Genomic DNA, 24,323 nt, shown 5'->3' with positions numbered 1-24,323 from the left:
TGTAAGAATTGCCTGAAGCAGGGCTGCGGGGTTGTGATGCAACGCCAGCCTGCGTAACGTGGCGGCACTTGTCTGGAGACCCGATCATGCGTGCCGCCCGTAACCTCGCCCTGTTTGCCTTGCTTCCTGTGTTAGCCGCTTGCCAGATGTTCGAAAACGAGCCGACCAAGCCGTCTACCGCCGGGTTGACCCGCATGCAGGGCGAACTCACGGCGGTAGGTAGCAAGCTGCTGTTCCAGCCGTGCGACGATAAACGCAACTATGTCGTCAACGACACCAGTGGCACCAGCATCCTGCAGGAAGCGGCGTCCCTGGCCGGCCAGCAAGGGGCATTGTTTGCCGATTTGCGTGGCAAGTTCTCGGGCGTCGCCAGCGGCACCCAGGGCAGCGTCGACCTGCAACAACTCTACCGCGTAGAGCGCTCGACCTCTGCCTGCACCGACCCGGACTTCAAGCGCATGACCCTGCGGGCCAACGGCCACAAGCCAGCCTGGGCCATGAACGTCACCGCCAAGGGCATGGTGCTCGAGCGTGAAGGCCAGCCACCACTGGCGGTGCCTTATGTCGAAGAGCAGATCGGCGACGGCCGCTTCAACCTGATGACCGAAGCCAACAACCAGCACATCGAACTGTGGGTCGCGCCCCAGCGCTGCATCGACAGCGTCAGCGGCAGCCTGCAACACATGACGGCGGAATTGCGCGTCAACGGCCAGGTACAGCGCGGTTGCGCGGCGTTTGGTGGTTCCCGGGACGACTGATTCAGCGCTGCGCTGTTTTAACCTGACGGAAAACCGCCATTGGGGCTTATAATCGCCGGTTTGCAAAACAGCCGGCCTCTTTGTCCGCCGCCTACCGGATCCCGTCATGTTACGAATCACCGAACTCAAGCTGCCCATCGACCATCCCGAACAAGACCTGCGGCCTGCCATCGTGCAGCGCCTGGGCATCGCCAGTGATGACCTGCTCGATTTCACCCTGTTCAAACGCAGCTACGACGCGCGCAAAAAGTCGTCGGAGCTGTGCTTCATCTACACCATCGACCTCAATGTGAAGGGTGAGGCCGCCCTGCTGCTCAAGTTTGCCGATGACCGCAACGTCAACCCGGCGCCGGACGTCAGCTACACGGTCGTGGGCCAGGCCCCGGCAGGCTTGGTCGAACGGCCTGTGGTCGTCGGTTTTGGCCCGTGCGGTATCTTCGCCGGGCTGTTGCTGGCGCAGATGGGTTTCAGGCCGATCATCCTCGAACGCGGCAAGGAAGTACGCCAGCGCACCAAGGACACCTGGGGCCTGTGGCGCAAAAGCGTGCTCAACCCCGAGTCCAACGTGCAGTTCGGTGAAGGCGGCGCCGGGACCTTCTCCGACGGCAAGCTCTACAGTCAGATCAAGGACCCGAAATTCCACGGCCGCAAAGTCCTGCACGAGTTCGTCAAAGCCGGCGCGCCGGAAGAAATCCTCTACGTCAGCAAGCCCCACATCGGTACCTTCCGCCTGACCGGCGTGGTAGAAAACATGCGCGAGCAGATCATCGCCCTGGGCGGTGAAGTGCGTTTCGAGCAACGGGTGACCGACGTGCTGATCGAAGACGGCCAGTTGAATGGCGTGGTCATCGACGGTGGTGAGCAGATCCTCTCCAAACATGTGATCCTGGCCCTCGGCCACAGCGCCCGCGACACCTTCCGCATGCTCCATGGCCGTGGCGTCTACATGGAAGCCAAACCGTTCTCGGTGGGGTTCCGGATCGAACACCCGCAATCGCTGATCGACGCCGCGCGCCTGGGCAAATATGCCGGGCACCCGAAGCTGGGCGCCGCCGACTACAAGCTGGTGCACCACGCCAAGAACGGCCGTTCGGTCTACAGCTTCTGCATGTGCCCGGGTGGCACCGTGGTGGCAGCGACCTCCGAGCCGAACCGCGTGGTGACCAACGGCATGAGCCAGTACTCGCGTAACGAGCGCAATGCCAACTCCGGCATCGTCGTCGGTATCACGCCGGAAGTGGATTACCCAGGCGGCCCGCTGGCGGGTATCGAGTTGCAGGAGCGCCTGGAGTCCCACGCCTACATCCTCGGCGGCAGCAACTACGAGGCTCCGGCACAGTTGGTCGGCGACTTTATCGCCGGTAAGCCATCCACGGCCATCGGCAGTGTGGAACCGTCCTACAAGCCAGGGGTGGCCCTGGGCGACCTGGCCCTGGCCTTGCCGGACTTCGCCATCGAAGCGATCCGCGAAGCACTGCCGGCGTTCGAGAAGCAGATCAAGGGCTACTCGCTGCACGATGCCGTGCTGACGGGGATCGAGACGCGCACCTCGTCACCGCTGCGGATTACCCGTGACGAATCGATGCAGAGCCTGAACGTGAAAGGCCTGTTCCCGGCCGGTGAAGGCGCTGGGTATGCGGGCGGGATTCTGTCGGCCGGTGTCGACGGGATTCGGATTGCCGAGGCGTTGGCACGGGATATGTTGGGTATCGAGGCCTGAGAACAGCGCAAATTAAATGTGGGAGGCGGCTTGCCCCCTCCCTCATTTGGTTTGCATCGGGTCAGATATTCGCGCGCAGGATGCTGGCGGGCAATGGTTCACCCTGCTCCACACTGGCGGCCACGGCCGCGATCAACCCCTCGAGCGCATAGCCCTGCCCCGCCAACCACGCCTGGTCGTAATAGGTGGTGGCATACCGCTCGCCCCCATCACACAAGATCGCCACGATCGAACCTGACTCCCCTGCCGCTTTCATCTGCTGCGCCGCCATTAATGCGCCAATCAGGTTAGTCCCGCTGGAACCGCCGACTCGCCGCCCCAGGCGCTCAGCCAGGTAATGCATGGCCGCCAGCGACAGCGCATCCGGCACCTTGACCATCGCATCAATCACCTTAGGCAGAAACGACGCCTCGACCCGTGGCCGGCCAATGCCTTCGATCCGCGAACCACAGTCCAGACGCAGGCTGGCGTCACCGCTCTGGTAGAAATCGAAAAACACCGAGCGCTCGGCGTCGGCACACAACACGCGGGTACAGTGCTGGCGATAACGCACATAGCGACCCAGCGTGGCAGTGGTGCCGCCGGTACCGGGGCTGGAAATCAACCAGCTCGGTTCCGGGTGCCGCTCAAAGCGCATCTGCTGGAAGATCGACTCGGCGATGTTGTTGTTCGCCCGCCAGTCGGTGGCACGCTCGGCATAAGTGAACTGATCCATGAAATGACCGCCGCTTTCCTGGGCCAGGCGTTCGGACTCGGCGTAGATCTGCGTGGGATCCTGTACCAGATGGCTTTTGCCGCCGTAGAAGGCAATCTGCGCGATCTTTTCCTGGGATGTCGTGGCGGGCATCACCGCAATGAACGGCACCCCGAGCAGCCGGGCAAAATACGCTTCGGAAATCGCCGTCGAGCCGCTGGATGCTTCAATGACCGGTGCGCCCGGCTTGAGCCAGCCATTGCACAGCGCGTACAAGAACAGCGAACGGGCCAGCCGATGCTTCAGGCTGCCGGTGGGGTGGCTGGATTCATCCTTGAAGTACAATTCGATGCCCGGCAGGCCCGGCAGCGGTAACGGAATCAGATGCGTGTCAGCACTGCGTTGGAAGTCCGCTTCGATGATGCGAATGGCTTCGCGGGCCCAGGGACGGTGGTCGCTCATAAGGAAGAACTCTAAGGATTTCAGCACCGATCTTAGGATGTTTCCTACACTGCACACAGATACAGTGACGACTCAATTGGACACACAATTGCTAGGCTTTGGCGCTACGCCACCCTACCCCATCCCTTATAACAAATAAGAATATAACTTTTGTTTTAACAACTAACGGTACGGGTTAGGGTACCCACCTATTGAACCTGGATTGGAGAGCATCCCTTGCCTCTGCGTAGCACTTTTACCCGTTTCTTCCAGCTGGAAGCCGCCAGCGGCCTGTTGTTGATCGCCGCTGCCGCCTTGGCGCTGATCATCAACAACTCTCCGTTGTCGCACCTGTATGGCGCGTTTCTCGACGTGCCGGTGGTGGCCCAGATTGGCGCACTGCAAATCGCCAAGCCCGCGCTGCTGTGGATCAACGATGGCCTGATGGCCCTGTTCTTCCTGCTGATCGGCCTGGAGGTCAAGCGCGAGCTGCTTGACGGCCACCTGTCCAAGCCTTCGCAAGTGGTGCTGCCCGGCGCAGCCGCCATCGGCGGCATGGTGGTGCCGGCGCTGATCTACTGGGCAATCAACAAGGACTACCCCGCCGCCCTCTCCGGCTGGGCAATCCCGATGGCCACCGACATCGCCTTCGCGTTGGGCGTCCTGGCATTGCTGGGCAAACGGGTGCCGGTATCGTTGAAGCTGTTCCTGATGACCCTGGCCATCATCGACGACCTGGGCGCGATCATTGTTATTGCCGTGTTCTATTCCGCCGACCTGTCCGGTGCAGCCCTGGCCGGCGCGGGCGCCTGCCTGGTCGCCTTGATTGCAATGAACCGCCTGGGCGTGATCAAGCTCGGTCCCTACCTGATCATCGGCCTGATCCTGTGGGTGTGCGTACTCAAGAGCGGCGTGCACGCCACCCTGGCCGGCGTGACCCTGGCGTTCTGCATCCCGATGCGCACCAGGAATGCCGAGCCCTCGCCGCTGCTGACGCTGGAACACGCCCTGCATCCGTGGGTGGCCTACGGCATCCTGCCGCTGTTCGCCTTCGCCAACGCCGGGGTGTCACTCACCGGGGTCAGCCTGGAAAGCTTCACCCACCACGTGCCCATGGGCATTGCCGCCGGCCTGCTGATCGGCAAGACCGTCGGCGTGTTCGGCCTCACCTGGCTGGCCATCAAGACCGGCCTTGCCGCGCTGCCCAGCGGCGCCAACTGGGGCCAGGTCTTCGGCGTGGCGATCCTGTGTGGCATCGGCTTCACCATGAGCCTGTTCGTCGGCTCCCTGGCGTTTGTGCCGGGTGCCAGTGAGTTTGCCGGGGAGGATCGAATGGGGATCCTGACCGGGTCGATACTCGCAGCGTGTATTGGGTATGGGGTGACGGCGATAGCGAGTCGCAAAAAAGCCTGAGCCGACTGAAACGCAGCCCATAAAAAACCCCAACCGGTCACCCGGTTGGGGTTTTTCTTTTGCCTGCGGCTTACCGGTCAGCGAGTAACGCGGCTGGTGCCATCAACGGTCATGATGCGGACGCGATCACCGATGCGGAAGATTTCATTTTCCTGCACGGCTTGCACGTAGGCACGCATGCTGCCGTCGTCTTCGCGAACGGTGATTTCCACGCCCTGGGTGCGGGTCAGGCCTTCTTCGGTAGCCGAGCCCAGCAGGCCGCCGGCAACGGCGCCTATCACGGCAGTCACGATACTGCCACGGCCACCGCCGATGGCGCTGCCGCCAACGCCACCGATGACCGCGCCGGCAGCGCCGCCGATTGGGGTCTTGGTGCCTTCGATTTTTACCGGACGCAGGGATTCAATGGTGCCCATGCGAACGGTCTGTACACGACGCGCTTCGTCACGGGAGTACGAGTCGCCGGTCAGACTCGAGGCGCAGCCACCCAGCAGCAACGACAGCGTGGTAAAGCAGGCAACCAGTAAAACGGACTTACGCATAGCATCAACTCCAAAGGACAGGTATTCATTAGACGCTGCAGCTTGACGCCTGTCACGACAAGCCCGGCAGGAAATTGCTTTCATTCAGCCTCAGTACAGACTGCCCGTAGCCAAAATACCGACCAACGGTAGCACTCTCATCGTAACCAGGAACTTCATGGACTATTTCATCATTGTAGTCACTACCGTCGCCGGCCTGTACTTCCACGGCTGGCTGTACCTGCGGATCAGACGCTGGATAGACCGCGACCTGGCACTGTCCCTCGCAGGCGACGACCTGCACAAGCGTGCCTTTATGCTGCAACAACTGGAGCAGGCACGGATCTCGAAGATCAAGCGAAGCGAGTTGCCGCAGTGGCTGAAGAACGCCGCACAGCACTACACAGCCGAAGCCTCTTCAACAGAGACTTCGGTGTGATCGATATCATTCCAGTGGGGTGACGAAAGGTGCCGCTCAGGGCGCCAGGCGCTCGCGGGTCCATTCGGTCCCTTGCAGGCGGTAGTTCAGGCGGTCATGCAGGCGGCTGGCGCGGCCTTGCCAGAACTCGATGCGCTCCGGCAGCAGGCGATAGCCACCCCAATGCTCGGGGCAGTCGGGCTGGGTATCGCTGAAACGCTGTTCGGTGGCCTTGAGCAGGTCCTGCAGTTCTTCACGGTCACGAATGACCTGGCTCTGCGGGGAGGCCCAGGCGCCTAAACGACTGCCCAGGGGGCGGACCTGATAATAAGCGTCGGACTCCTCAGGCGTGACCTTGACCACCCGCCCTTCAATACGCACCTGGCGCTCCAGGGTCGGCCAGAAGAACGTCATGGCCGCAAACGGCCGCGCCGCGAGCTGTTCGCCCTTGGCGCTCTGATAGTTGGTGAAGAAGGTAAAGCCCTGCGCATCCAGGCCCTTGAGCAGCAGGATGCGGCAGTGCGGGCGACCGTCCTGGTCGACCGTAGCCAGGGTCATGGCATTGGCTTCCACCGGTGGCTGCTCGGTTTTCACCGCATCGGCAAACCACTGGTGGAACAACGCAAACGGCTCGTTCGGGGCCTGGGCCTCGCTCAAACCGTCCCGTGTGTAGTCACGGCGCATATCGGCCAGTGCCTGGGTCATGCGGCTTTATCCTTGTGGTTCAGCGGATCAGTTTTTCGCCTGGTCATTCGCAGCCGGTGCAGCAGCCTTGGCTTTGGCCGGGGCCGGTTTCTTCGCAGCGGGCTTGGCCGGGGCTTTTTTAGCCGCAGGCTTGGCAGCCGCCTTTTTAGCTGCGGGTGCCTTTTTAGCCGGGGTCTTGGCGGCCGGGGCCGGGGCTGGAACGTTCTGCACCGCAACCATTTCGGCTACAGGCGGGGTCTTGCCCGATTGATACTTGCTCAACAGCGCCAGCATGGTCGTGCGCTGGGTGAACATGATTTCCATGCGGCGGTTCAGCGCGCGGCCCTGGGTGCTGTCGTTGGCGGCACGTGGCATCAGGTCACCCATGCCACGCAGCATCAGGCGGTCCTGTTTCAGGCCGCTGAGGCTGAAGATCGAGGCGATGGACTGCGCACGCTCCTTGGTCAACGCCTGGCTGGCAGGCGCGGTACCGGTGGCATCCACGTGGCCCAGCACCAGCACAGCGGTTTTTGGATCGGCTTCAACCGCCTTGGCGACGCGAGTGAACGGCCCCAGGGTAACCGGCAGCAGCATCGCCGGGCGTTTCGGGTTGTAGGAGCCGTCTACCGGAGCAATCACCACGAGTACGTTATCGCGACGTTCCAGCTGCAGGTTGCTGTCCTTGATGGCGGCGCGCAGGCGCGGCTCATAGTCGTCCAACCAGGCCTGGGTGATTTTCGGGTCAGGCATCGGCACATTGGTCACGTCGACCTTGGCCAATGGCTTGGGTTTGCTTTCGAACGGCCACCACCAGTGGGTTTCGCTGTCGGTCTTGGCGACGGCAGGCGCGGCGTCTGGAGCCGGGGTCGCGGCCTTGAGGTCGGCTTTCAGGTCAGCCTTGGCATCAGCGGCCTTCTCGTCGGCGCTCTTGGAGGAGAACGGCCACCAGCTGGAACCGGTGTCAGCCTTGGCGGCCGGCGCTGGCGCGGAGGCGACAGGCGCAGCAGCAGCGGCTACAGGTGCGGCAGGCTTGGCGCCGGCAGCGGGCTTGGCATCCGGCTTGGCGTCGGTTTGGGTCACTGCGTCCTTGGTCGTGGCCTTATCCGATCCAAATGACCACCAATGCCCACCCTCGGCATCATTTTGTGGAGTTTGTGCGCAACCGGTAATAATGAGGCAAAGCGCCAGTGCCAAGGACTTGTTCGATAACATGAGATATCCACAAAATGAGAAAAGAAACGGGGGTCTCGATGACCCGTTAAACAGACGCTTACAGAACATTAAAGTTACATCATTTCGTTCAGCGCCTTCTTATAGTTGCCTTTGTAACAAAAAAATGTGAAACAGCAAGGGGTTTACAGACAACCGGCCAATATTCCGACCAACTTCTGTGCCCGCGGGTCCATAAGTACATAAGGCCCCAATGTATTAGTCACGAAACCAAACGCTACATCATGCTCAGGATCGGCAAAACCCACCGAGCCGCCGGCGCCTGGATGCCCGAACGCACGGGCGCCAAGGCCAAATGTAGCATTGGGCAACTGTGGTTGATCCAACATGCAGCCCAGCCCGAAGCGGGTTTGTGTCAATAATGTTTTATCCGGCCCGATACTGTGTTCACGGGTCAATTCTTCGAGCATGTCGGCTTCCAGCAAACTACCGTCCAACAAACCACTATAAAAACCCGCCAGACTACGCGCATTACCGTGACCATTTGCCGCCGGCTGCTGCATGCGTCGCCATTCAGGTTTATTAGTACTGGTGAGAATAGACGGTGGGTTGGCAAATGCCCGCGTCGTCATCGCGGTGGGCTCGCGCATCATTACTTGCAGTAAACGCTGCGCGGCTTCATCGCCCATATTGCCTTTGCTGCGCGCTATATGTGCAACACGATAAAACTCTTCGTCGGCCAGGCCCACGTGGAAGTCCAGCCCCAGCGGCCGTGCCACCCGCGCCACAATGGACTCACCCGGCCCACGCCCATCGGCGCGGCGCAGCAATTCGCCGACCAGCCAACCGTAGGTGATCGCCTCGTAGCCATGGCCCTGGCCCGGCGTCCACCAGGGGGCTTCGGCTGCCAGGGTGTCGACCATCAATTGCCAGTCGTACAAGGCTTCGGTGGGCAGCATCTCGCGGATGGCCGGCAACCCGGCCTGATGGCAGAGCAACTGGCGCAGCGTAATGTTTTCCTTGCCGGCAGCAGCGAACTCAGGCCAGTACCTGGCCACTGGCGCGTCCAATTGCAACTTGCCCTCGGCCACCAGTTGCAGGGCCGTGACAGCGGTGAAGGTCTTGGTGCAGGAAAACAGGTTAACGATGGTGTCGCTGTGCCAGGCCTCGGTACCGTCCTTGTCGGCGGTACCGGCCCACAGGTCAACGACGGTTTCGCCGCCGACCTGGATGCAGAGCCCGGCGCCACGCTCCTGCGGGTCATCGAACAACGCGGCGAACCCTTCACGCACCGCTTCGAACTGGAGCTCGTAATGACCCTGAACCTGCACCTAAGCCCCCTAGGAAAACACCGTAAAAAGTGGCCGACATTGTTCCAGCCATTGTGGGATTTGTGAACCCGTCAACAATGAATCAATGACCATTTCCCGAATGCCCACCGGCGTGTCCGGCGCCCTGCCCCGGGCCTTTGCCCTCACGTCCAGGTTTGCTGCCTTCGCTTTCATGAACCGTGCTGGCGGCCTTGGCCTTTTCCGCTTCCTTGCCCAGTTGATCCACCGCCGCCAGGTTGCTTTTACGCACACTGTCGACAAACCCCTGGAACGGTACGTCAGTGATACCCACCAGGCCGAAGTGGCCGTTTTCACCGTCCAGCAACCGGCCGGTCACCGGCTGGTCCAGGTACTGGAACCAATGCACACCGACAATGGACGGCTCGGCCATGGCTTGCTTGAGGAAGTTGGCATATGCCACGCCACGCTCTTCTTCCCTGGCCAACTGGGTCACGCCGCCCCAGAACGGGCCACGGTCCGCAGAGCCGAAGTTGAATTCAGTGATCAACACCGGCTTGTCCAGTGCACGAAGCGCGGCAAAGTCATAGCCGTCCTGGGGTTTGAGCGTGTACATGTTGAAACTCAGCACATCGCAATACTGCGCGCACGACGCCACGGCCTCCGGCGTACTCACCGCATAACGCCCGCCCAGCAGCAGTTGGTTGGGGGCGTGCCATTTCAGCGAGTCGGAGATGGTCTTGAAGTAGGCATCGGCGAAGGTCTTCTGGAAGTATTTGAAGTCAGCTTCGATTTCCGGGTGTTCAGGGTTGGGCATCGGCGGTTCGAAGCCCGGATCTTCCATCAGCTCCCACCCCGCCAACTCGATGCCCCAGGCTTTCGACAGGCCTTGCTCGTTGCGGTACTTGTCACGCAATTGCTTGAGAAACGCGCGCTTGGCCGGTACGTCGGTGGTCATGCGCAAGGTGCCGTAGGCCAGGGCGTAGCGGGATTTCGGATCATCGCCGGGGCCGGCCCAGGCCAGTTCGTTGTCGGCAAAGAAGCCGATCAGCCAGGGGTCGTCGCGGTGGTCGCGGGCGGCAATGGCCACCGCGCGCTCGGTCGCCATGGCGAAACGCGGATCGAACGGATCGGGCATGCCGCCCCACCAGTCGGTGCCGGTGCTGATGCTGGCGTAGTCGCCGACGATCGACAGCGGCAAGGTGTACGGCACTCGATCGGCAGTGGCCAACGCGCCGTCGCTCCAGTTGCCGACGGTGTTGAAACCCCAGGCTTGCAGGCGATCGAGGGTATGGGTCACCCAGCGTTTCTGGTCGAACCCTTCGCCGCCATAAGTGCGCTGCAGGTTGGCGCCGTAGAAATCGTACCAACGCCCGGCAGCGAAGCCACGACCTTCGCCCGCACCATTGCCGGTGCGGTTATCGCCGCTGCCGTAGTACTTGTCGAAGGGTTCGCCGGCCTTTGGCAGCGCCGCGAACATCCACTCACGACCGGCCACGTAGGTCTGGCTGTTGTCCGGGGCCACGGTATTGACACCCAGGGAATAGAACGGATGGCCTTCCGGAGTCACCAGGTACCAGCGACCGTCGCGCTTTTCGGTGCGGAAAAAGCCACTGGCCTTGAACGCCGGCCCTTTGTTCCAGCCGCCGAACGTGTCCAATGCGGATTTATCACGCGCGGCCAGCCAGCCCTGCAGTTGGGTTTGTTCCTTTGCCGCAGCCGCCTTGAGCTGTTCGTCGCTGCTGACCTTTTCCGGCCAGCGCGCACGGGTGGACTGACCATAGGTATCCACCAGTTCGCTGTAGGCCGCCTTCAGCACCGGCTCACTGTCCTGCACACCAAAGCGCTCCAGCAGGATGCTTTGCGCGGCGTTGGGCTTGATCATCGACAGGGTCACCGAGACCACCTGGCTACGGTCGATCTCGCCAGCACTGCTGGCCAGCAACACGCGCTGGCCATCCACGGTGATCGGCATCGGCGGGCCGGCCTTCATGCCCTGGCTCAACGGCGAGCTGGCTTGCAGCGGGACCAGCAAGGTCTGGGCGGGGCCGGCCGGCAGGTCGATGCGGCTGACCAGGGTCTTGCCATCGCTGCTCTGCACCTTGACGTAGAGGGTCAGCGCCCAGTCCATGGCACTCTGGATACGCAGGCTCATGGCGCCGGACTGCGACCAGTCCCAGGCACCGGCCTGTGGGCTGAGCACCAGGCTCGGCTCGGCGGCCGGGTTGAAGGTGATGCGACGCAACACCTCGCCTTCGGGGGTTTGTTCGGCGTTGTATTGCGGCAGGCTGGCGTCCTGGGTCGCCACCTTGACCACATCGGCAGGCCGGACGAAGTTGAACAATGTCTGTTGCCCCGCGGGCGCGGCCATCAAGGGCGCAGTGAACAGCAGGGCAAAAAGGGCGGGCAGCGTGCGAATCATACGAACAAGGTTCTCCCAAACGGCCGGTAAATAGCCTGATGACATAAATCGATAGCAGTGAGATAGACCACGAAGTGGGCGAATTCGCCCACGATGGCTTAAGAAATTTCGCGCCGGAACGGCGGCAACGCATTCAGGATCGCCTTGCCGTAGCGCTGGGTCACCAGGCGGCGGTCGAGCAAGGTGATGGTGCCCCGGTCTTCCTCGGTACGCAGCAAGCGACCGCAGGCCTGCACCAGCTTCAAGGAAGCATCCGGCACCGAGATCTCCATGAACGGGTTACCGCCCCGCGCTTCGATCCATTCGGCCAATGCGGCCTCGACCGGATCATCCGGCACCGAGAACGGGATCTTGGCGATCACCACGTGTTCGCAGTAGGCACCGGGCAAGTCCACGCCTTCGGCAAAACTCGCCAGGCCGAACAGCACGCTGGAATCCCCGCCATCGACCCGCGCCTTGTGCTTGTTCAGGGTTTCCTGCTTGGACAGGTTGCCCTGGATAAACACCTGCTTGCGCCAGTCGCGGTCGAGGCCGTCGAACACGTCCTGCATCTGCTTGCGCGACGAGAACAACACCAGGGTGCCGCGCGAACCTTCCACCAGGGAGGGCAGGTCGCGAATGATCGCCGCGGTGTGCGCCGGTGCATCCCGTGGGTCGGCCTTGAGATCGGGCACCCGCAGTACACCGGCGTCGGCATGATGGAACGGGCTTGGCACCACCGCCGTGACGGCCTTTTTCGGCAGCCCCGCGCGCATGCGGAAGCGGTCGAAGGTGCCCAGGGCAGTCAGCGTGGCCGAGGTCACCAGGCAGCCGTACGCCACGTTCCACAGGTTGCGGCGCAGCATCTCGGCGGCGAGGATCGGGCTGGCGTTGACCTCGATATCAAACAACGCACCGCTTTCCGACAGGGTCAGCCAGCGGGCCATGGGCGGGTTGTCTTCGGGGTCTTCGACGGTAAAGGCCGTCCACAGCTCCCAGTTGCCCTGGGAACGGGACAACAGGCTGCCGAACAGCGGATACCATTCCTCGGCCTGGTTGCTGGCGATGCCGATGTTGACCTCACCGTCCATGCCTTCCTTGAGCAAGTCAGTCAGGCGGGTGAACAGGTCGGTAAGACGGGAAAAGCCTTTCTTCAGTTCGATGCCCATTTCGCGCATATGCTCGGGGATCATCCCACCGACAAAGCGGTGGCGCGGGCGCTCACGGCCTTCCACATCTTCACCGGGCTTGAAGTCGGCCACCTGCTCGCAGGCGCTGAACATGAACTGTTGCTGGGTCTTGATCTCCCGCGCCAGCTCCGGCACCTGCTCGATCAACTTGCCCAGATCGCCGGGCAGCGGGTGCTGGGCGAGCAATTTGGTCAGGTTCTTCGCGGTGGTTTCCAGCCAGTCGGCGGTGGAACGCAGGCGCGTGTAGTGGGCGAAGTGGCCGATAGCCTTGTCGGGCAGGTGATGGCCTTCGTCGAACACGTAAAGGGTGTCACGCGGGTCCGGCAACACGGCACCGCCGCCCAGGGCCAGGTCGGCCAGGACCATATCGTGGTTGGTAACGATCACGTCGACCTTGCCCATGCCTTCGCGAGCCTTGTAGAAGGCGCACTGGCCGAAGTTGGGGCAATGGCGGTTGGTGCACTGGCTGTGGTCGGTGGTCAGGCGTGCCCAGTCGGCATCTTCGAGGGCGGTGGGCCAGCTGTCGCGGTCGCCGTCCCATTTATTGCCGGCCAGTTTTTCGATCATGCTGGTAAACAGCTTCTGGCTGACCTCATCCACCTCGATCTTGAAGCCTTCTTCCTCGAACAGCGACGCCGTGGCGGTTTGCGCGTGGCCTTCCTGCAGCAGCACGTCGAGCTTGGACAGGCACATGTAGCGGCCACGGCCCTTGGCCAGGGCGAAGGTGAAGTTCAGGCCGCTGTTGCGCATCAGGTCGGGCAGGTCTTTGTAGACGATCTGCTCCTGCAGGGCGACGGTGGCAGTGGCGATCACCAGGCGCTTGCCGGCGGCCTTGGCGGTCGGGATCGCAGCCAGGCTGTAGGCCACGGTCTTGCCGGTACCGGTACCGGCTTCGACGGCCACGACGGCGGGCTCACCTTCGCGGCGGCCTTCGTCATCGGTGTCGATATCCCCGAGGACCTTGGCCACTTCGGCGATCATCAGGCGTTGGCCGTAGCGCGGTTTCAAGCTCTTGGCTTCGAGAAAACGCGTGTAGGCGCCCTGGATCGTGGTTTTGAGTTCAGTGCTGATCATGGATAGTCGGGCGCAAAAAACGCTGGATAAATTTTCAGTGGTTCGGATCGGCCGCTATCATACCCCGCTAATTAATCCCGCGCAGAACGGAGTACCACAATGACCGCGTTTAGCCTCGTTTACACCCTGCATGTATTGGCCGCCCTGATCTGGGTCGGCGGCATGTTTTTCGCCTGGATGATCCTGCGCCCAGCCGCTGTGGCGGCCCTTGAGGGCCCTGCCCGACTCAAGCTGTGGGCCAATGTGTTTCAACGTTTTTTCGTGTGGGTATGGGTGGCAGTGCTGGTTTTGCCGATCAGCGGCGTCGGCCTGCTGCACCTGCGCTTCAGCGGGTTTGAAAGCGCACCGCGCTATGTGCAGGTGATGATGGGTTTGTATCTGGTGATGACGGCGTTGTTTATCCGTATCCAGGCGCTGAAGTTTCCGCAACTGAAGGCGGCGGTGGCGGCTGAGGATTGGCCGGCGGGTGCGGCTGCACTGGGGCAGATTCGCAAGCTGGTGGGGATCAACCTGATCGTGGGGTTGGTGGTGGTGGCGATTGCATCGGCTCGGCCGATGTTCTGAGTACAGTCACAAGCTGCAAGCTCGAAGCTTGCAGCTCTTTAGAACTTAGAGCCGCTGAATAGTCACGGTACCCGCTGGCCCAGATGGCCCCGGCTGCCCTTCCAACCCTGGCCGGCCCTTCTCGCCACCATCGGCGCGGTACACCAGGCAGCCTTTGGACTCCCCGCCTTTGCCCGGCTTGCCGGCCGTGCCGGCCAAACCTCCAGCACCGCCATCCACCCAGACCTTGATGTGTTCAGCCGGGAAGTCCTTCGGCAACTCCACGCGCACCTGTGCACCCGCCCCACCCGGCAGGCCATCGCCGCCGTTATCGCCATTGAAACCGCGCCCCGCCGAGCCCCAGGTGCACCCAGGATCCACGCCATTGGCGCCATCCAGCCCGGCATACCCTTGGGCACCGGCGCCGCCACGGGCATCCACCGAGAGTTCTTCAGCCGTCAGCGAGTTGATGCGCAAGGTCAGGTCACGCCCGGCCTTGGCCGGTTTTTCATGGGTGCCGGGGGCACCGCGCGAGGTGATCTGGCTGCCCTGCTCAAGTTGCGCATGCCGCACCTGCAATTGCAGCGCGGTATTGCCAGGAACAATCGCGATGCGTGCGTCGCGGCCCAGGTGCAGTTCATCCACCGTGACTTGGCTGATGGTGGCTGGAATCAGCAACGTGCCGTAGTCCGCCACGTCCAGGCGTTCCAGTTGCAACACGCTGGTGCTGGAGGGAAGGCGCATCAATGAGTTGGTTTCGACACTGACGCTCTGGGCCAGGGCAACGGGGCTGACCAACAGGGCCAACAGAAAAACCTTACGCATCATGGGGCTCCTGAATGTTTTCAAATTTTTCTTTGGACGCACAGTAACGACTTCTACAGGCGATTTGCCAGTGAAGGTTCAAAAAACTTGAGAGGGAGCGGTTCAAGCGAGGGTGGCCGGCAATGCCCCTGTGGATCCCACAGGGGCAAGGGCTGTCAGCGGTTGATCTGGATTTCCGTGCGGCGGTTCAGGGCGCGGCCTTCAGCGGTCTTGTTGTCGGCGACCGGATGGCTTTCGCCCGCCCCGGTGACAGATACAAAGGCACTGCGGGGCACCCCGGCGCCGATCAGGTAATCGGTGACCGAATGGGCACGTTTTTCCGAGAGTTTCTGGTTGTAGGCGTCTTTACCGACGCTGTCGGTGTGACCACTGACCCGTAGCTGGGCGCTCGGGGCTTCCTGTTTCAGGCGCGTGGCAATGGTGTCAAGTTTGGTTTTATCCGCCGCCGTCAACTTGGCCGAGTCGAACTGGAAGTGCACATCGCGGATCACGATGGTTTCTTCCTTGACCACGACCACCTCCTCGACCACCGCCGCCGGCGGTGCCGGTGGGCAACCATTGGCGTCAACCTGCACGCCTTTCGGGGTGCCCGGGCACTTGTCGCGGCTGTCCGGCACGCCATCGCCATCTTCGTCGCCATCGCCGTGCACCCAGCAATAGGCGCCGGCCATGCCGCCGACCAGCAACGCGCCATAGCCTGCGTAGGCCGAGCTTTCAGTCGCACCGATCGCTGCACCGGTCACACCGCCGACAGCGGCACAGGTAGGCCAATCGGTTTTTTGCAAGCCTGCGCAACCTGTCAATACTCCGGTTAGCAGAACCAAGGGTAGAGCTGTCCGCATGATGCTCATCTGACTTTCTCCTGAGGGGATCGGCGGGGGCCGATGGGTGGAGTAAAGACCGCTCTTTTCAACTGCGCCACTACGCCAAGCCCCCCGTATTCATTGGGGATCGTCGCCCACGTAGGACTTTTCGCAGCCACCCGCTCTAGGCCCGCACGCTCAGCCGCGCTAGTCTCTAGGGTCCTGATGTGAGGATCTCTGATGACCGCTGGTATTTCTGCCCGTACTCCCCAGCAAGCGCTGGCCGCCTTGCTCGATCTGCACCAGCCCAAACGCCTGTTGCTGTTGGGTGCCAGCCAGTTCCCGGCGCTGGACGCCTTTAAGGACGCACACCCTGACACCCAGGTGTTCTGCGCCGCGCCAGGGCCATTGCCGCAAGCACTGGCGGCCCAACGGTTTGACCTGGCGCTGGTGGTCGATTGCCTCGAGCACCTGCCAAAACCCCAAGGCCTGACCTTGCTCGGCGGCATCCGCAACCTCAACGCCAGCCGCATTGCGGTGCTGGTGGACCTGGGCGCCTGCGGCTGGAAGGAAACCGACTTCTTCTCCCTGGCGCTGCAGGCCGGCGAGCGTTTCCAGCGCGATGAGCAGGTGCTGACGCTGTTTACCTACGATCTGCTTGACTATAAACAGGTGCCGGACTGGCTCAACGCCCGTTTCTGGGCCAACCCGGAAAACTTCGGAAAGTATTGGTGGTAATTAATGAGTACATCCATTTGCCCCTGCGGCAGTGGCAACCTGCTGGATGCCTGCTGCGGCCATTATCACGCCGGGCACCCGGCACCCTGCGCCAGCGCCCTGATGCGTTCACGCTACAGCGCCTATGTGCTGGGCCTGGTGGACTATCTGGTCGCCACCACTTTGCCCGCGCAACAGGCTGGCCTGGACCGTGAGGCCATCGGCGCCTGGAGCGCCCAGAGCACCTGGCTCGGCCTGGAGGTTGAAAGCTCCGAAGTGTTCGGCGGCCAGCCGGAACACGCCTTCGTGACCTTCACCGCACGCTGGCATGACAGCACCGGCGAACATAGCCACCGCGAGCAGTCTTCTTTCGTACAGAATGAAGGGCGCTGGTACTTCATCGACCCCACGGTGGAAGTGAAAACCGGACGCAACGATGCGTGCCTGTGCGGCAGTGGGCAAAAATTCAAGAAGTGTTGTTCCAGCTATCTCTAACCACCACAGGACTCACGCCATGCTTCGGATCTACAGCTTGATGCTGGCGTTAACCTTCGGCCTGACCGGTTGCGCCTCCTGGTTCGAAGACGATTCGCCCCCGCCCCACGTTTCCCTGGTGAAAGTCGAAGTGGTGCGGGCCAAGCTGCTGGAGCAGAAATTCAAGCTGTACTTTCGCGTGGATAACCGCGACGACTCGGACCTGACCGTGCGTGGGCTGATCTACAAGGTCACCCTGGATGACTTTGTGCTCACCGAAGGCGAGTCCAATGAATGGCTGACGGTACCGCCCAAGGGCCATGCATTTTTCAAGGTGTCGGTGCGCACCAACCTCTGGCCGCAGATCCGCGACGTGGTGCAGATGCTGAAAAAACCCGACCAGCCTGTGCCGTATCGTCTGGAGGGTGAACTGAAAACCGGATTATTCATCGGTTATGACGTGCAGGTGAACCACAATGGCGAGATAATCCCCGGCGATTTTATTCCGGAGCGACATCGATGACTCAGCAACCCCATGTCCATGGTCCTGACTGCAACCACGATCATGATCACCATGATCACGACCACGGCCATGTCCACGGCCCGAACTGCGGCCACGCTCACCAGGAGCCGGTGCGCAATGCGTTGAAGGACGTTGGCCGCAACGATCCTTGCCCGTGCGGCAGTGAGAAGAAATTCAAGAAGTGCCACGGCGCGTAAATCGCGCTGAGGGCCCACGTGTGTGTGAGGGAGTTCGCTCCCTTCCACAGCTGCATCGCATTCCAAATCGAAAGCGTCTAAGGGTAGACGCAAATGTTTGATTGAATTTCCACCCTCCCACCTTTACCTATACCTACAGGCATTCGCTCAAGCATCACCACTTTTGGAGAGCTTCATGATCGACCTGTATTACTGGACCACCCCCAACGGTCACAAAGTATCGCTGTTCCTGGAAGAAGCCGGTCTGCCCTACAACGTGCACCCGATCAACATCGGCCAGGGCGACCAGTTCAAGCCGGACTTCCTGAAGATTGCCCCCAACAACCGCATCCCGGCGATCGTCGATCAGAACCCGAGCGACGGCGGCGCGCCGATCTCGCTGTTTGAATCCGGCGCGATCCTGCTGTACCTCGCGGAAAAAACCGGCCAATTCATTCCAAAAGACCTGCGCGGTCGCCAGGAAGCCCTGCAATGGTTGTTCTGGCAAATGGGCGGGCTCGGGCCGATGGCGGGTCAGAACCATCATTTCAGCCAGTTCGCACCGGAGAAAATCCCCTACGCGATCAAGCGCTACGTAGATGAAACCGCCCGTCTGTACGGTGTGCTGGACCGACGTCTGGCGGACCGTGCGTTCGTGGCGGGTGAGGACTACAGCATTGCCGATATGGCGATCTATCCGTGGATCGTTTCCCACAAATGGCAGAGCCAGCGCCTGGAAGATTTCCCACACGTTCATCGCTGGTTCAATAGCATCAAGGAACGGCCAGCGACGGTTCGGGCGTATGAATTAGTCCAAAAGGTCAATCCGCCTGAATCCTGACCTGAAGTCGTGCGCGGTCAACAGGTGGGAGGGGCGGTGCGACTCAAGATCTAACGCTTTACCCAAACTCCTGCTTGCGTCGTTTCACCGCGCTCACTAACGTAGCGCCTTTACTGACGCTACCCCCCGCAGGAGCTTTGCCATGGCCTCGCCAGCCCTCTCACATTTTCTTCCCCGGTTCGGCGTTGCCGCGGCAGTGGCCAGTGCATTAAGCCTGGCCGGTTGCCAGCTCCAGAGCACCCAGGACACCCTGCCGCCAGTGGCCGGCGTACAGCCGATCAAGGGCCTCGCACAGAATGTTTCGATACGCCGCAACGCCCAGGGCATGCCGCTGATCGAAAGCAACACTTTCCACGACGCGCTGTTCAGCCTCGGTTATGTACACGCCAGTGACCGTATCACCCAGATGGTCAGCCTGCGCCTGCTGGCCCAGGGCCGTTTGGCGGAAATGTCCGGGCCTGAGGTGCTGGATGTGGACCGCTTCATGCGCGCGGTCAACCTGAAAAAAAGCGCCGGCGAGCTGTACAACGCCTCGTCTCCGCGTCTCAAGCGCTTCTTCGAAGTGTATGCCCGTGGCGTCAACGCCTACCTGTTCCGCTACCGCGACAAGCTGCCGCCGGACCTGGCCCAGACCGGCTACAAGCCTGAGTACTGGAAGCCGGAAGATTCGGCGCTGCTGTTCTGCCTGCTGAATTTCAGCGAGTCGGCCAACCTGCAGGAAGAGCTGGCGTCGTTGCTGCTGGCGCAAAAGGTCGGCGTGGACAAACTCGCCTGGCTGACACCGAGCGCGCCGGATGAGCCGATCCCCCTGGCCGAAGCCGAAAAACTCAAGGGCGTGAACCTCAGCCAGATCACCGGCCTGGCCGGGCTGGACACGGTCAGCCAGCAATTGAGCAGCCTCAACTCGCTGGCGGTTACCACGTCGAGCAACTGGGCCATCGGCCCGCAACGCAGTCGCAGCGGCAAGAGCCTGCTGGCAGGCGACCTCGCCGCCCAGCCGCAGGCGCCGTCACCGTGGAACTACGTGCAGATTCGCGCACCGAAATACCAGGCCGTCGGCGCCTCGATTGCCGGCCTGCCGACCCTGTTGTCCGGTTTCAACGGCAACGTGGCATGGAGCATGAGCACGGTCAAGGGCGATACCCAGGACCTGTTCCTGGAGAAGGTCAAACGCCAGGGCAGCGCGCTGTACTACGAGAACAACGGAAAATGGCTGCCGGCAGCGGTGCGTAATGAAACCTTCTTCGTCAAGGGTCAACGCTCGATTCGCGAAGTGGTGTACGAAACCCGCCACGGCGCCCTGCTCAACAGCAGCCAGGCCCTGACCAGCGGTTTTGGCCTGGCCCTGCAAACCGCCGACTTCAAGGATGACAAGAGCCTCGACGCGTTCTTCGACCTGTCCCGCGCGCAAAACGCCGGCAAGGCCTCGGACGCAACCCGCAACATTCGCGCCATTGCCTTGAACATGGTCTTCGCCGACGCCGGCAGCATTGGCTGGCAGGTCACCGGCCGTTTCCCCAACCGCCGCGAAGGTGAAGGCCTGCTGCCCTCGCCCGGCTGGGATACGCGCTTTGACTGGGACGGTTACGCCGACGCGATGCTGCACCCCTATGACCAGGACCCGGCCCAAGGCTGGATCGGCACCGCCAACCAACGCACCGCGCCGCGCGGCTACGGCATGCAGCTGTCCAACTCCTGGGATGCGCCGGAGCGCAGCGAGCGCCTGGCGCAACTGGCCAATGCGGGCAAGCACGACAACCGCAGCATGATCGCCATGCAATACGACCAGACCACCACCTTTGCCGCCAAGCTCAAGACCATGTTCCAGGCGCCGGGCATGGCCCAGCCCTTGAAGCAGGCGATTGATGCGTTGCCGGCGGCCGACCAGGCCAAGGCACGGGAAGCACTGAAGCGCCTGATGGCGTTCGACGGCCGCCTGGTGTCGACGTCCGCCGACGCGGCGCTCTACGAACTGTTCCTGCAGGAAAGCACCCGGCAGATCTTCCTCGACGAACTGGGGCCGGAAAACAGTGCCAGCTGGAAAGCCTTTGTCAGCAACGCCAACCTGTCCTATGCCGCCCAGGCCGACCACCTGCTGGGCCGCGAAGACAGCCCGTTCTGGGACGACGTGCGCACCGTGCAAAAAGAAGACAAACCCGCCATCCTCGCCCGCAGCCTGGCCGCCGCGATCACCGCCGGCGGGAGCCAACTGGGTGCTGACCACAAGGCCTGGCAGTGGGGCAAGCTGCACAGCACCACCTGGAAAAACACCAGTGGCCAAGTGATTCGCGGCCCGCTGGCGTCCGGTGGCGACCACAACACCTTGAACCCGGCGCCGTACAGCTGGGGCCAGGACTTCAACACCACCCAGGTGCCGGCGTTGCGCATGATCGTCGACTTCGGCCAGGTGGAGCCGATGATGGGCCAGGGTGGCATCGGCCAATCCGGCAACCCGGCCAGCCCGAACTACGCCAATGGCATCGACCCGTCGCTGAAGGCGCAATACCTGAGCTTCCCGATGCAGCCGCAGAACTTCGAGAAAGTATATGGGAAGGCCAGGTTGACCCTGACCCCAGGCAAGTGACCTGACTTCAACCTGGTGAAACCGGATCCAAATGTGGGAGGGGGCTTGCCCCCGATAGCGGTGTATCAGTCACCGATGTTTTGACTGAACCACTGCTATCGGGGGCAAGCCCCCTCCCACATTTGGACTGCATGCATTCAGATAGAACTTCTGCGCTCGCCCCCGCCTCATACCTGATAAGCCCATCGCCCCGGTCACCCCATGGACCTTGTCATCGCCCGGCCCGAAGGCCTCTACTGCCCCGCCGGAGATTTCTACATCGATCCCTGGCGCCCGGTGGAACGCTCCGTCATCACCCACGCCCATGGCGACCACGCCCGCACGGGCAATCAACACTATTTGGCTGCCGCCCCTGGCGAAGGCATCCTGCGCTCGCGCCTGGGCCAGGACATCAACCTGCAAACCCTGGCCTATGGCGAAAAACTCGTCCACCACGGCGTGACCCTGAGTTTTCACCCGGCCGGGCATGTACTCGGCTCGGCCCAGGTGCGCCTGGAGTACCAGGGCGAAGTCTGGGTGGCGTCCGGCGATTACAAAGTGGAACCGGACGGCACCTGCGCGCCCTTCGAACCGGTGCGTTGCCATACCTTTATCACCGAATCCACCTTTGGCCTGCCGATCTACCGCTGGCAGCCCCAGGCGCAGATCTTCGCCGGGATCAACGACTGGTGGACGGGCAATATTGCCGCCGGCAAAGCCAGTGTGTTGTTCTGTTATTCCTTCGGCAAAGCCCAGCGCATCCTGCATGGTATCGACGCCAGCATCGGGCCGATCCTCAGCCATGGCGCGGTCGAGCCGCTGAACCGGGTGTACCGCGAGGCCGGCATTTATATTCCCGAAACCCTCTACGCCGGCGAATTCAAAAAGACCGACCCATTGCTGCGCCAGGCCCTGATCATCGCGCCGCCGTCCGCCGGTGGCAGCAGTTGGATCAAGCGCTTCGGCGACTACAGCGATGCCTTCGCCAGCGGCTGGATGCGCCTGCGCGGTACCCGGCGGCGGCGCGGGGTGGACCGAGGGTTCGTGCTGTCAGACCACGCCGACTGGCCCGGGCTGCTGTGGGCGATCGAACAAACCGGGGCCGAACGGGTGATGGTCACCCACGGCTCCGTCGGGGTATTGGTACGCCACCTGCGGGAAAAAGGCCTGGATGCCCAGGGCTTCACCACCGAATACGGCGATGCCGAAGAGGAGGCCACGGCATGAAAGCCTTCGCCGAGCTGTACGCCAACCTCGATGCCACCACCTCCAGCAATGCCAAGCTCGCGGCCCTGCAAGCCTACTTCCTGCAAGCGCCGCCTGAAGACGCTGCGTGGGCGGTGTATTTCCTGTCCGGCGGACGACCGCGGCAATTGGTACCGACGCGTCTGCTGCGGGACATGGCCACCGAAGCATCCGGCATCGAGCCGTGGCTGTTCGAAGAAAGCTACCAATCGGTAGGCGACCTGGCCGAGACGATTTCCCTGCTCCTGCCGGAATCCACCTACACCTCCGAGGACGGCCTCGCCGTATGGCTGGAAGAAAAACTCCTGCCGCTGCGTGGCCTGTCGCCCCTGGACCTGGCCGAACGGTTACCGGCGTTATGGGCGCAACTGGACCAGCCGAGCCTGATGGTGTGCATCAAGTTGATCACCGGCAGCTTTCGCGTCGGCGTGTCCAAATTGCTGGTCACCCGTGCGCTCGCGGCCATGGCCGACCTCGACAGCAAGCGCGTCGCGCAGCGATTGGTGGGCTACACCGATTTATCCAACCGACCGACAGCCGAAGGCTACCTCAAGCTGATCGCCGCCGAATCATCCGACGAGCATGCACAAAGGGGCGGACAGCCCTATCCGTTTTTTCTTGCCCACGGGCTGGCGCAACCGGTGGAGCAATTCGACGCCTTGCTCGGTTCCCCCGCCGACTGGCAGGTGGAATGGAAGTGGGACGGCATTCGCGCACAGCTGGTCAAGCGCGAAGGCCGGCTGTGGATCTGGTCGCGGGGTGAAGAGCTGGTGACCGAGCGCTTCCCCGAACTGCACAGCCTGGTCAGTGGCCTGCCCGATGGCACGGTGATCGATGGCGAGATCGTGGTGTGGAAGGACTCGGTACAACCCTTCGCCCTTTTGCAGCAGCGCATTGGCCGCAAGACCCTGAGCAAAAAAGTGCTCGACGATGCCCCGGTTGCGCTCCTCGCCTATGACCTGCTGGAACATCAGGGCGACGACTGGCGCAACCACCCCCAGGCCGAACGTCGCGCCCAACTGGAACAGGTGATTGCCCAGTGCAACCAACCCGTGTTGCAGCCCTCGCCCCTGCTGACGGGTGCCACATGGCAGGACCTGGCACTGCAACGCGAAGCCTCCCGCAGCCTCGGCGTGGAGGGCATGATGCTCAAGGCTCGCGACGGCCTGTACGGCGTGGGCCGCACCAAGGACATGGGCCTGTGGTGGAAGTGGAAAGTCGACCCCTTCAGTGTCGATGCGGTGTTGATCTACGCCCAACGCGGCCATGGCCGGCGCGCCAGCCTCTACAGCGACTACACCTTTGCCGTATGGGATGGCCCGCCCGGCAGTGAACGCACGCTGGTGCCCTTCGCCAAGGCCTACTCAGGACTGACCGACGAAGAAATGCGCAAGGTCGACGCCATCGTGCGCAAGACCACCGTGGAGAAGTTCGGCCCGGTCAGCAGCGTGACGCCCAGCATGGTGTTCGAGCTGGGGTTTGAAGGCATTGCCCTTTCCAAGCGGCACAAGAGCGGGATTGCGGTGCGCTTTCCGCGGATGTTGCGTTGGCGCCAGGACAAGGCAGTGGATGAGGCGGATAACCTTGCCACCCTGCAGGACTTACTGGCCTGACCCAGAACACCGCCCCTCCCACAATCGGATCTCCAAATGTTCCGAAATAGTGCGCTCGATTTTCAATGCCCATTTTCGGGCATCTCCTACACTCATGACTCCCTTGTCCCACCTTTTAAAACGCTCATTCGGAACTATGGTGCAGAAATTGCTACTCGTGATCCGTCTGACACCGTTCAGTAACAGTCCTAAACGCGCCACAAGCGCTTATCTTGGTTTCCAGGGAT

The 24,323-nt window shown here is 62.1% G+C and carries 22 protein-coding genes; 13 read left to right on the top strand and 9 right to left on the bottom strand.

The features are described from left to right. Positions 1-86 precede the first annotated feature (86 nt). Complete coding sequence (locus BLQ09_RS09990; RefSeq protein ID WP_092356477.1) at positions 87-758, top strand: COG3650 family protein; 672 nt, start codon at positions 87-89, stop codon at positions 756-758. Between the two features lie 106 nt (positions 759-864). Next, positions 865-2,478 (top strand): NAD(P)/FAD-dependent oxidoreductase, encoded by a 1,614-nt coding sequence (locus tag BLQ09_RS09985; RefSeq protein ID WP_027604432.1) that lies wholly within the window; start codon positions 865-867, stop codon positions 2,476-2,478. Between the two features lie 61 nt (positions 2,479-2,539). Here BLQ09_RS09985 and BLQ09_RS09980 read toward each other — a convergent pair whose 3' ends face one another. Further along, positions 2,540-3,634, bottom strand: coding sequence for a PLP-dependent cysteine synthase family protein (locus tag BLQ09_RS09980; RefSeq protein ID WP_027604433.1), 1,095 nt, complete (start codon positions 3,632-3,634; stop codon positions 2,540-2,542). Positions 3,635-3,850: 216 nt separating this feature from the next. Here BLQ09_RS09980 and nhaA point away from each other — a divergent pair, with 216 nt between their 5' ends. Beyond that, positions 3,851-5,026 carry a Na+/H+ antiporter NhaA gene (gene nhaA / locus BLQ09_RS09975; RefSeq protein ID WP_027604434.1) on the top strand — a complete coding sequence of 392 codons (1,176 nt, stop codon included), beginning with the start codon at positions 3,851-3,853 and terminating at the stop codon, positions 5,024-5,026. A gap of 77 nt (positions 5,027-5,103) precedes the next feature. Here nhaA and BLQ09_RS09970 read toward each other — a convergent pair whose 3' ends face one another. Next, positions 5,104-5,568: an outer membrane lipoprotein gene (locus tag BLQ09_RS09970; RefSeq protein WP_003189251.1), complete on the bottom strand. Its 465-nt coding sequence runs from the start codon at positions 5,566-5,568 to the stop codon at positions 5,104-5,106. 157 nt (positions 5,569-5,725) lie between these two features. Here BLQ09_RS09970 and BLQ09_RS09965 point away from each other — a divergent pair, with 157 nt between their 5' ends. Beyond that, positions 5,726-5,986 carry a hypothetical protein gene (locus BLQ09_RS09965; RefSeq protein WP_027604435.1) on the top strand — a complete coding sequence of 87 codons (261 nt, stop codon included), beginning with the start codon at positions 5,726-5,728 and terminating at the stop codon, positions 5,984-5,986. Positions 5,987-6,022: 36 nt separating this feature from the next. Here the strand turns inward: BLQ09_RS09965 and pdxH are convergent, their stop codons facing one another. From pdxH to dinG, 5 genes are all read right to left on the bottom strand, one after another. Next, complete coding sequence (pdxH, locus tag BLQ09_RS09960; protein WP_027604436.1) at positions 6,023-6,670, bottom strand: pyridoxamine 5'-phosphate oxidase; 648 nt, start codon at positions 6,668-6,670, stop codon at positions 6,023-6,025. A 27-nt stretch (positions 6,671-6,697) separates the two neighbouring features. Then, positions 6,698-7,861 (bottom strand): OmpA family protein, encoded by a 1,164-nt coding sequence (locus BLQ09_RS09955; RefSeq protein WP_092356475.1) that lies wholly within the window; start codon positions 7,859-7,861, stop codon positions 6,698-6,700. 143 nt (positions 7,862-8,004) lie between these two features. Beyond that, positions 8,005-9,150, bottom strand: coding sequence for a serine hydrolase domain-containing protein (locus tag BLQ09_RS09950; RefSeq protein ID WP_092356472.1), 1,146 nt, complete (start codon positions 9,148-9,150; stop codon positions 8,005-8,007). An 82-nt stretch (positions 9,151-9,232) separates the two neighbouring features. Then, positions 9,233-11,530: a beta-galactosidase gene (locus tag BLQ09_RS09945; protein ID WP_027604439.1), complete on the bottom strand. Its 2,298-nt coding sequence runs from the start codon at positions 11,528-11,530 to the stop codon at positions 9,233-9,235. Positions 11,531-11,628: 98 nt separating this feature from the next. Beyond that, positions 11,629-13,773 (bottom strand): ATP-dependent DNA helicase DinG, encoded by a 2,145-nt coding sequence (dinG, locus tag BLQ09_RS09940; protein WP_027604440.1) that lies wholly within the window; start codon positions 13,771-13,773, stop codon positions 11,629-11,631. Positions 13,774-13,872: 99 nt separating this feature from the next. Here dinG and BLQ09_RS09935 point away from each other — a divergent pair, with 99 nt between their 5' ends. Continuing rightward, positions 13,873-14,337 carry a CopD family protein gene (locus tag BLQ09_RS09935; RefSeq protein WP_027604441.1) on the top strand — a complete coding sequence of 155 codons (465 nt, stop codon included), beginning with the start codon at positions 13,873-13,875 and terminating at the stop codon, positions 14,335-14,337. Between the two features lie 45 nt (positions 14,338-14,382). On the opposite strand, the gene BLQ09_RS09930 is transcribed toward BLQ09_RS09935, so the two are convergent. After that, positions 14,383-15,141, bottom strand: a complete 759-nt coding sequence (locus BLQ09_RS09930) for a hypothetical protein (RefSeq protein ID WP_027604442.1) — start codon at positions 15,139-15,141, stop codon at positions 14,383-14,385. A 155-nt stretch (positions 15,142-15,296) separates the two neighbouring features. Continuing rightward, positions 15,297-15,992, bottom strand: a complete 696-nt coding sequence (locus tag BLQ09_RS09925; protein ID WP_027604443.1) for a PA1041 family peptidoglycan-binding anchor lipoprotein — start codon at positions 15,990-15,992, stop codon at positions 15,297-15,299. 192 nt (positions 15,993-16,184) lie between these two features. On the opposite strand from BLQ09_RS09925, the gene BLQ09_RS09920 reads away from it, so the two are divergent. The 8 genes from BLQ09_RS09920 (at position 16,185) to BLQ09_RS09885 (ending at position 24,096) form a co-directional block, all read left to right on the top strand. Then, positions 16,185-16,682, top strand: coding sequence for a DUF6231 family protein (locus BLQ09_RS09920; protein WP_027604444.1), 498 nt, complete (start codon positions 16,185-16,187; stop codon positions 16,680-16,682). 3 nt (positions 16,683-16,685) lie between these two features. Further along, positions 16,686-17,156 (top strand): YchJ family protein, encoded by a 471-nt coding sequence (locus BLQ09_RS09915; RefSeq protein WP_027604445.1) that lies wholly within the window; start codon positions 16,686-16,688, stop codon positions 17,154-17,156. Positions 17,157-17,175: 19 nt separating this feature from the next. Continuing rightward, positions 17,176-17,658, top strand: coding sequence for an LEA/WHy family protein (locus BLQ09_RS09910; RefSeq protein WP_027604446.1), 483 nt, complete (start codon positions 17,176-17,178; stop codon positions 17,656-17,658). Further along, positions 17,655-17,855: an SEC-C metal-binding domain-containing protein gene (locus tag BLQ09_RS09905; RefSeq protein ID WP_003189235.1), complete on the top strand. Its 201-nt coding sequence runs from the start codon at positions 17,655-17,657 to the stop codon at positions 17,853-17,855. The genes BLQ09_RS09910 and BLQ09_RS09905 overlap by 4 nt, the downstream gene beginning before the upstream one ends. A gap of 175 nt (positions 17,856-18,030) precedes the next feature. Beyond that, positions 18,031-18,675: a glutathione S-transferase N-terminal domain-containing protein gene (locus BLQ09_RS09900; RefSeq protein WP_027604447.1), complete on the top strand. Its 645-nt coding sequence runs from the start codon at positions 18,031-18,033 to the stop codon at positions 18,673-18,675. 142 nt (positions 18,676-18,817) lie between these two features. Beyond that, complete coding sequence (locus tag BLQ09_RS09895; RefSeq protein ID WP_092356469.1) at positions 18,818-21,259, top strand: penicillin acylase family protein; 2,442 nt, start codon at positions 18,818-18,820, stop codon at positions 21,257-21,259. A 201-nt stretch (positions 21,260-21,460) separates the two neighbouring features. Next, positions 21,461-22,465, top strand: coding sequence for a ligase-associated DNA damage response exonuclease (locus BLQ09_RS09890; RefSeq protein WP_092356466.1), 1,005 nt, complete (start codon positions 21,461-21,463; stop codon positions 22,463-22,465). After that, positions 22,462-24,096 carry an ATP-dependent DNA ligase gene (locus BLQ09_RS09885; RefSeq protein WP_092356463.1) on the top strand — a complete coding sequence of 545 codons (1,635 nt, stop codon included), beginning with the start codon at positions 22,462-22,464 and terminating at the stop codon, positions 24,094-24,096. The genes BLQ09_RS09890 and BLQ09_RS09885 overlap by 4 nt, the downstream gene beginning before the upstream one ends. Positions 24,097-24,323 lie beyond the last annotated feature (227 nt).

The sequence above is a fragment of the Pseudomonas sp. NFACC25 genome (genome assembly GCF_900100935.1).
Lineage (GTDB): Bacteria > Pseudomonadota > Gammaproteobacteria > Pseudomonadales > Pseudomonadaceae > Aquipseudomonas > Aquipseudomonas marginalis.
The sequence above is the reverse complement of the archived record's forward strand: the minus strand, read 5'-3'. Positions and strand labels throughout refer to the sequence as shown.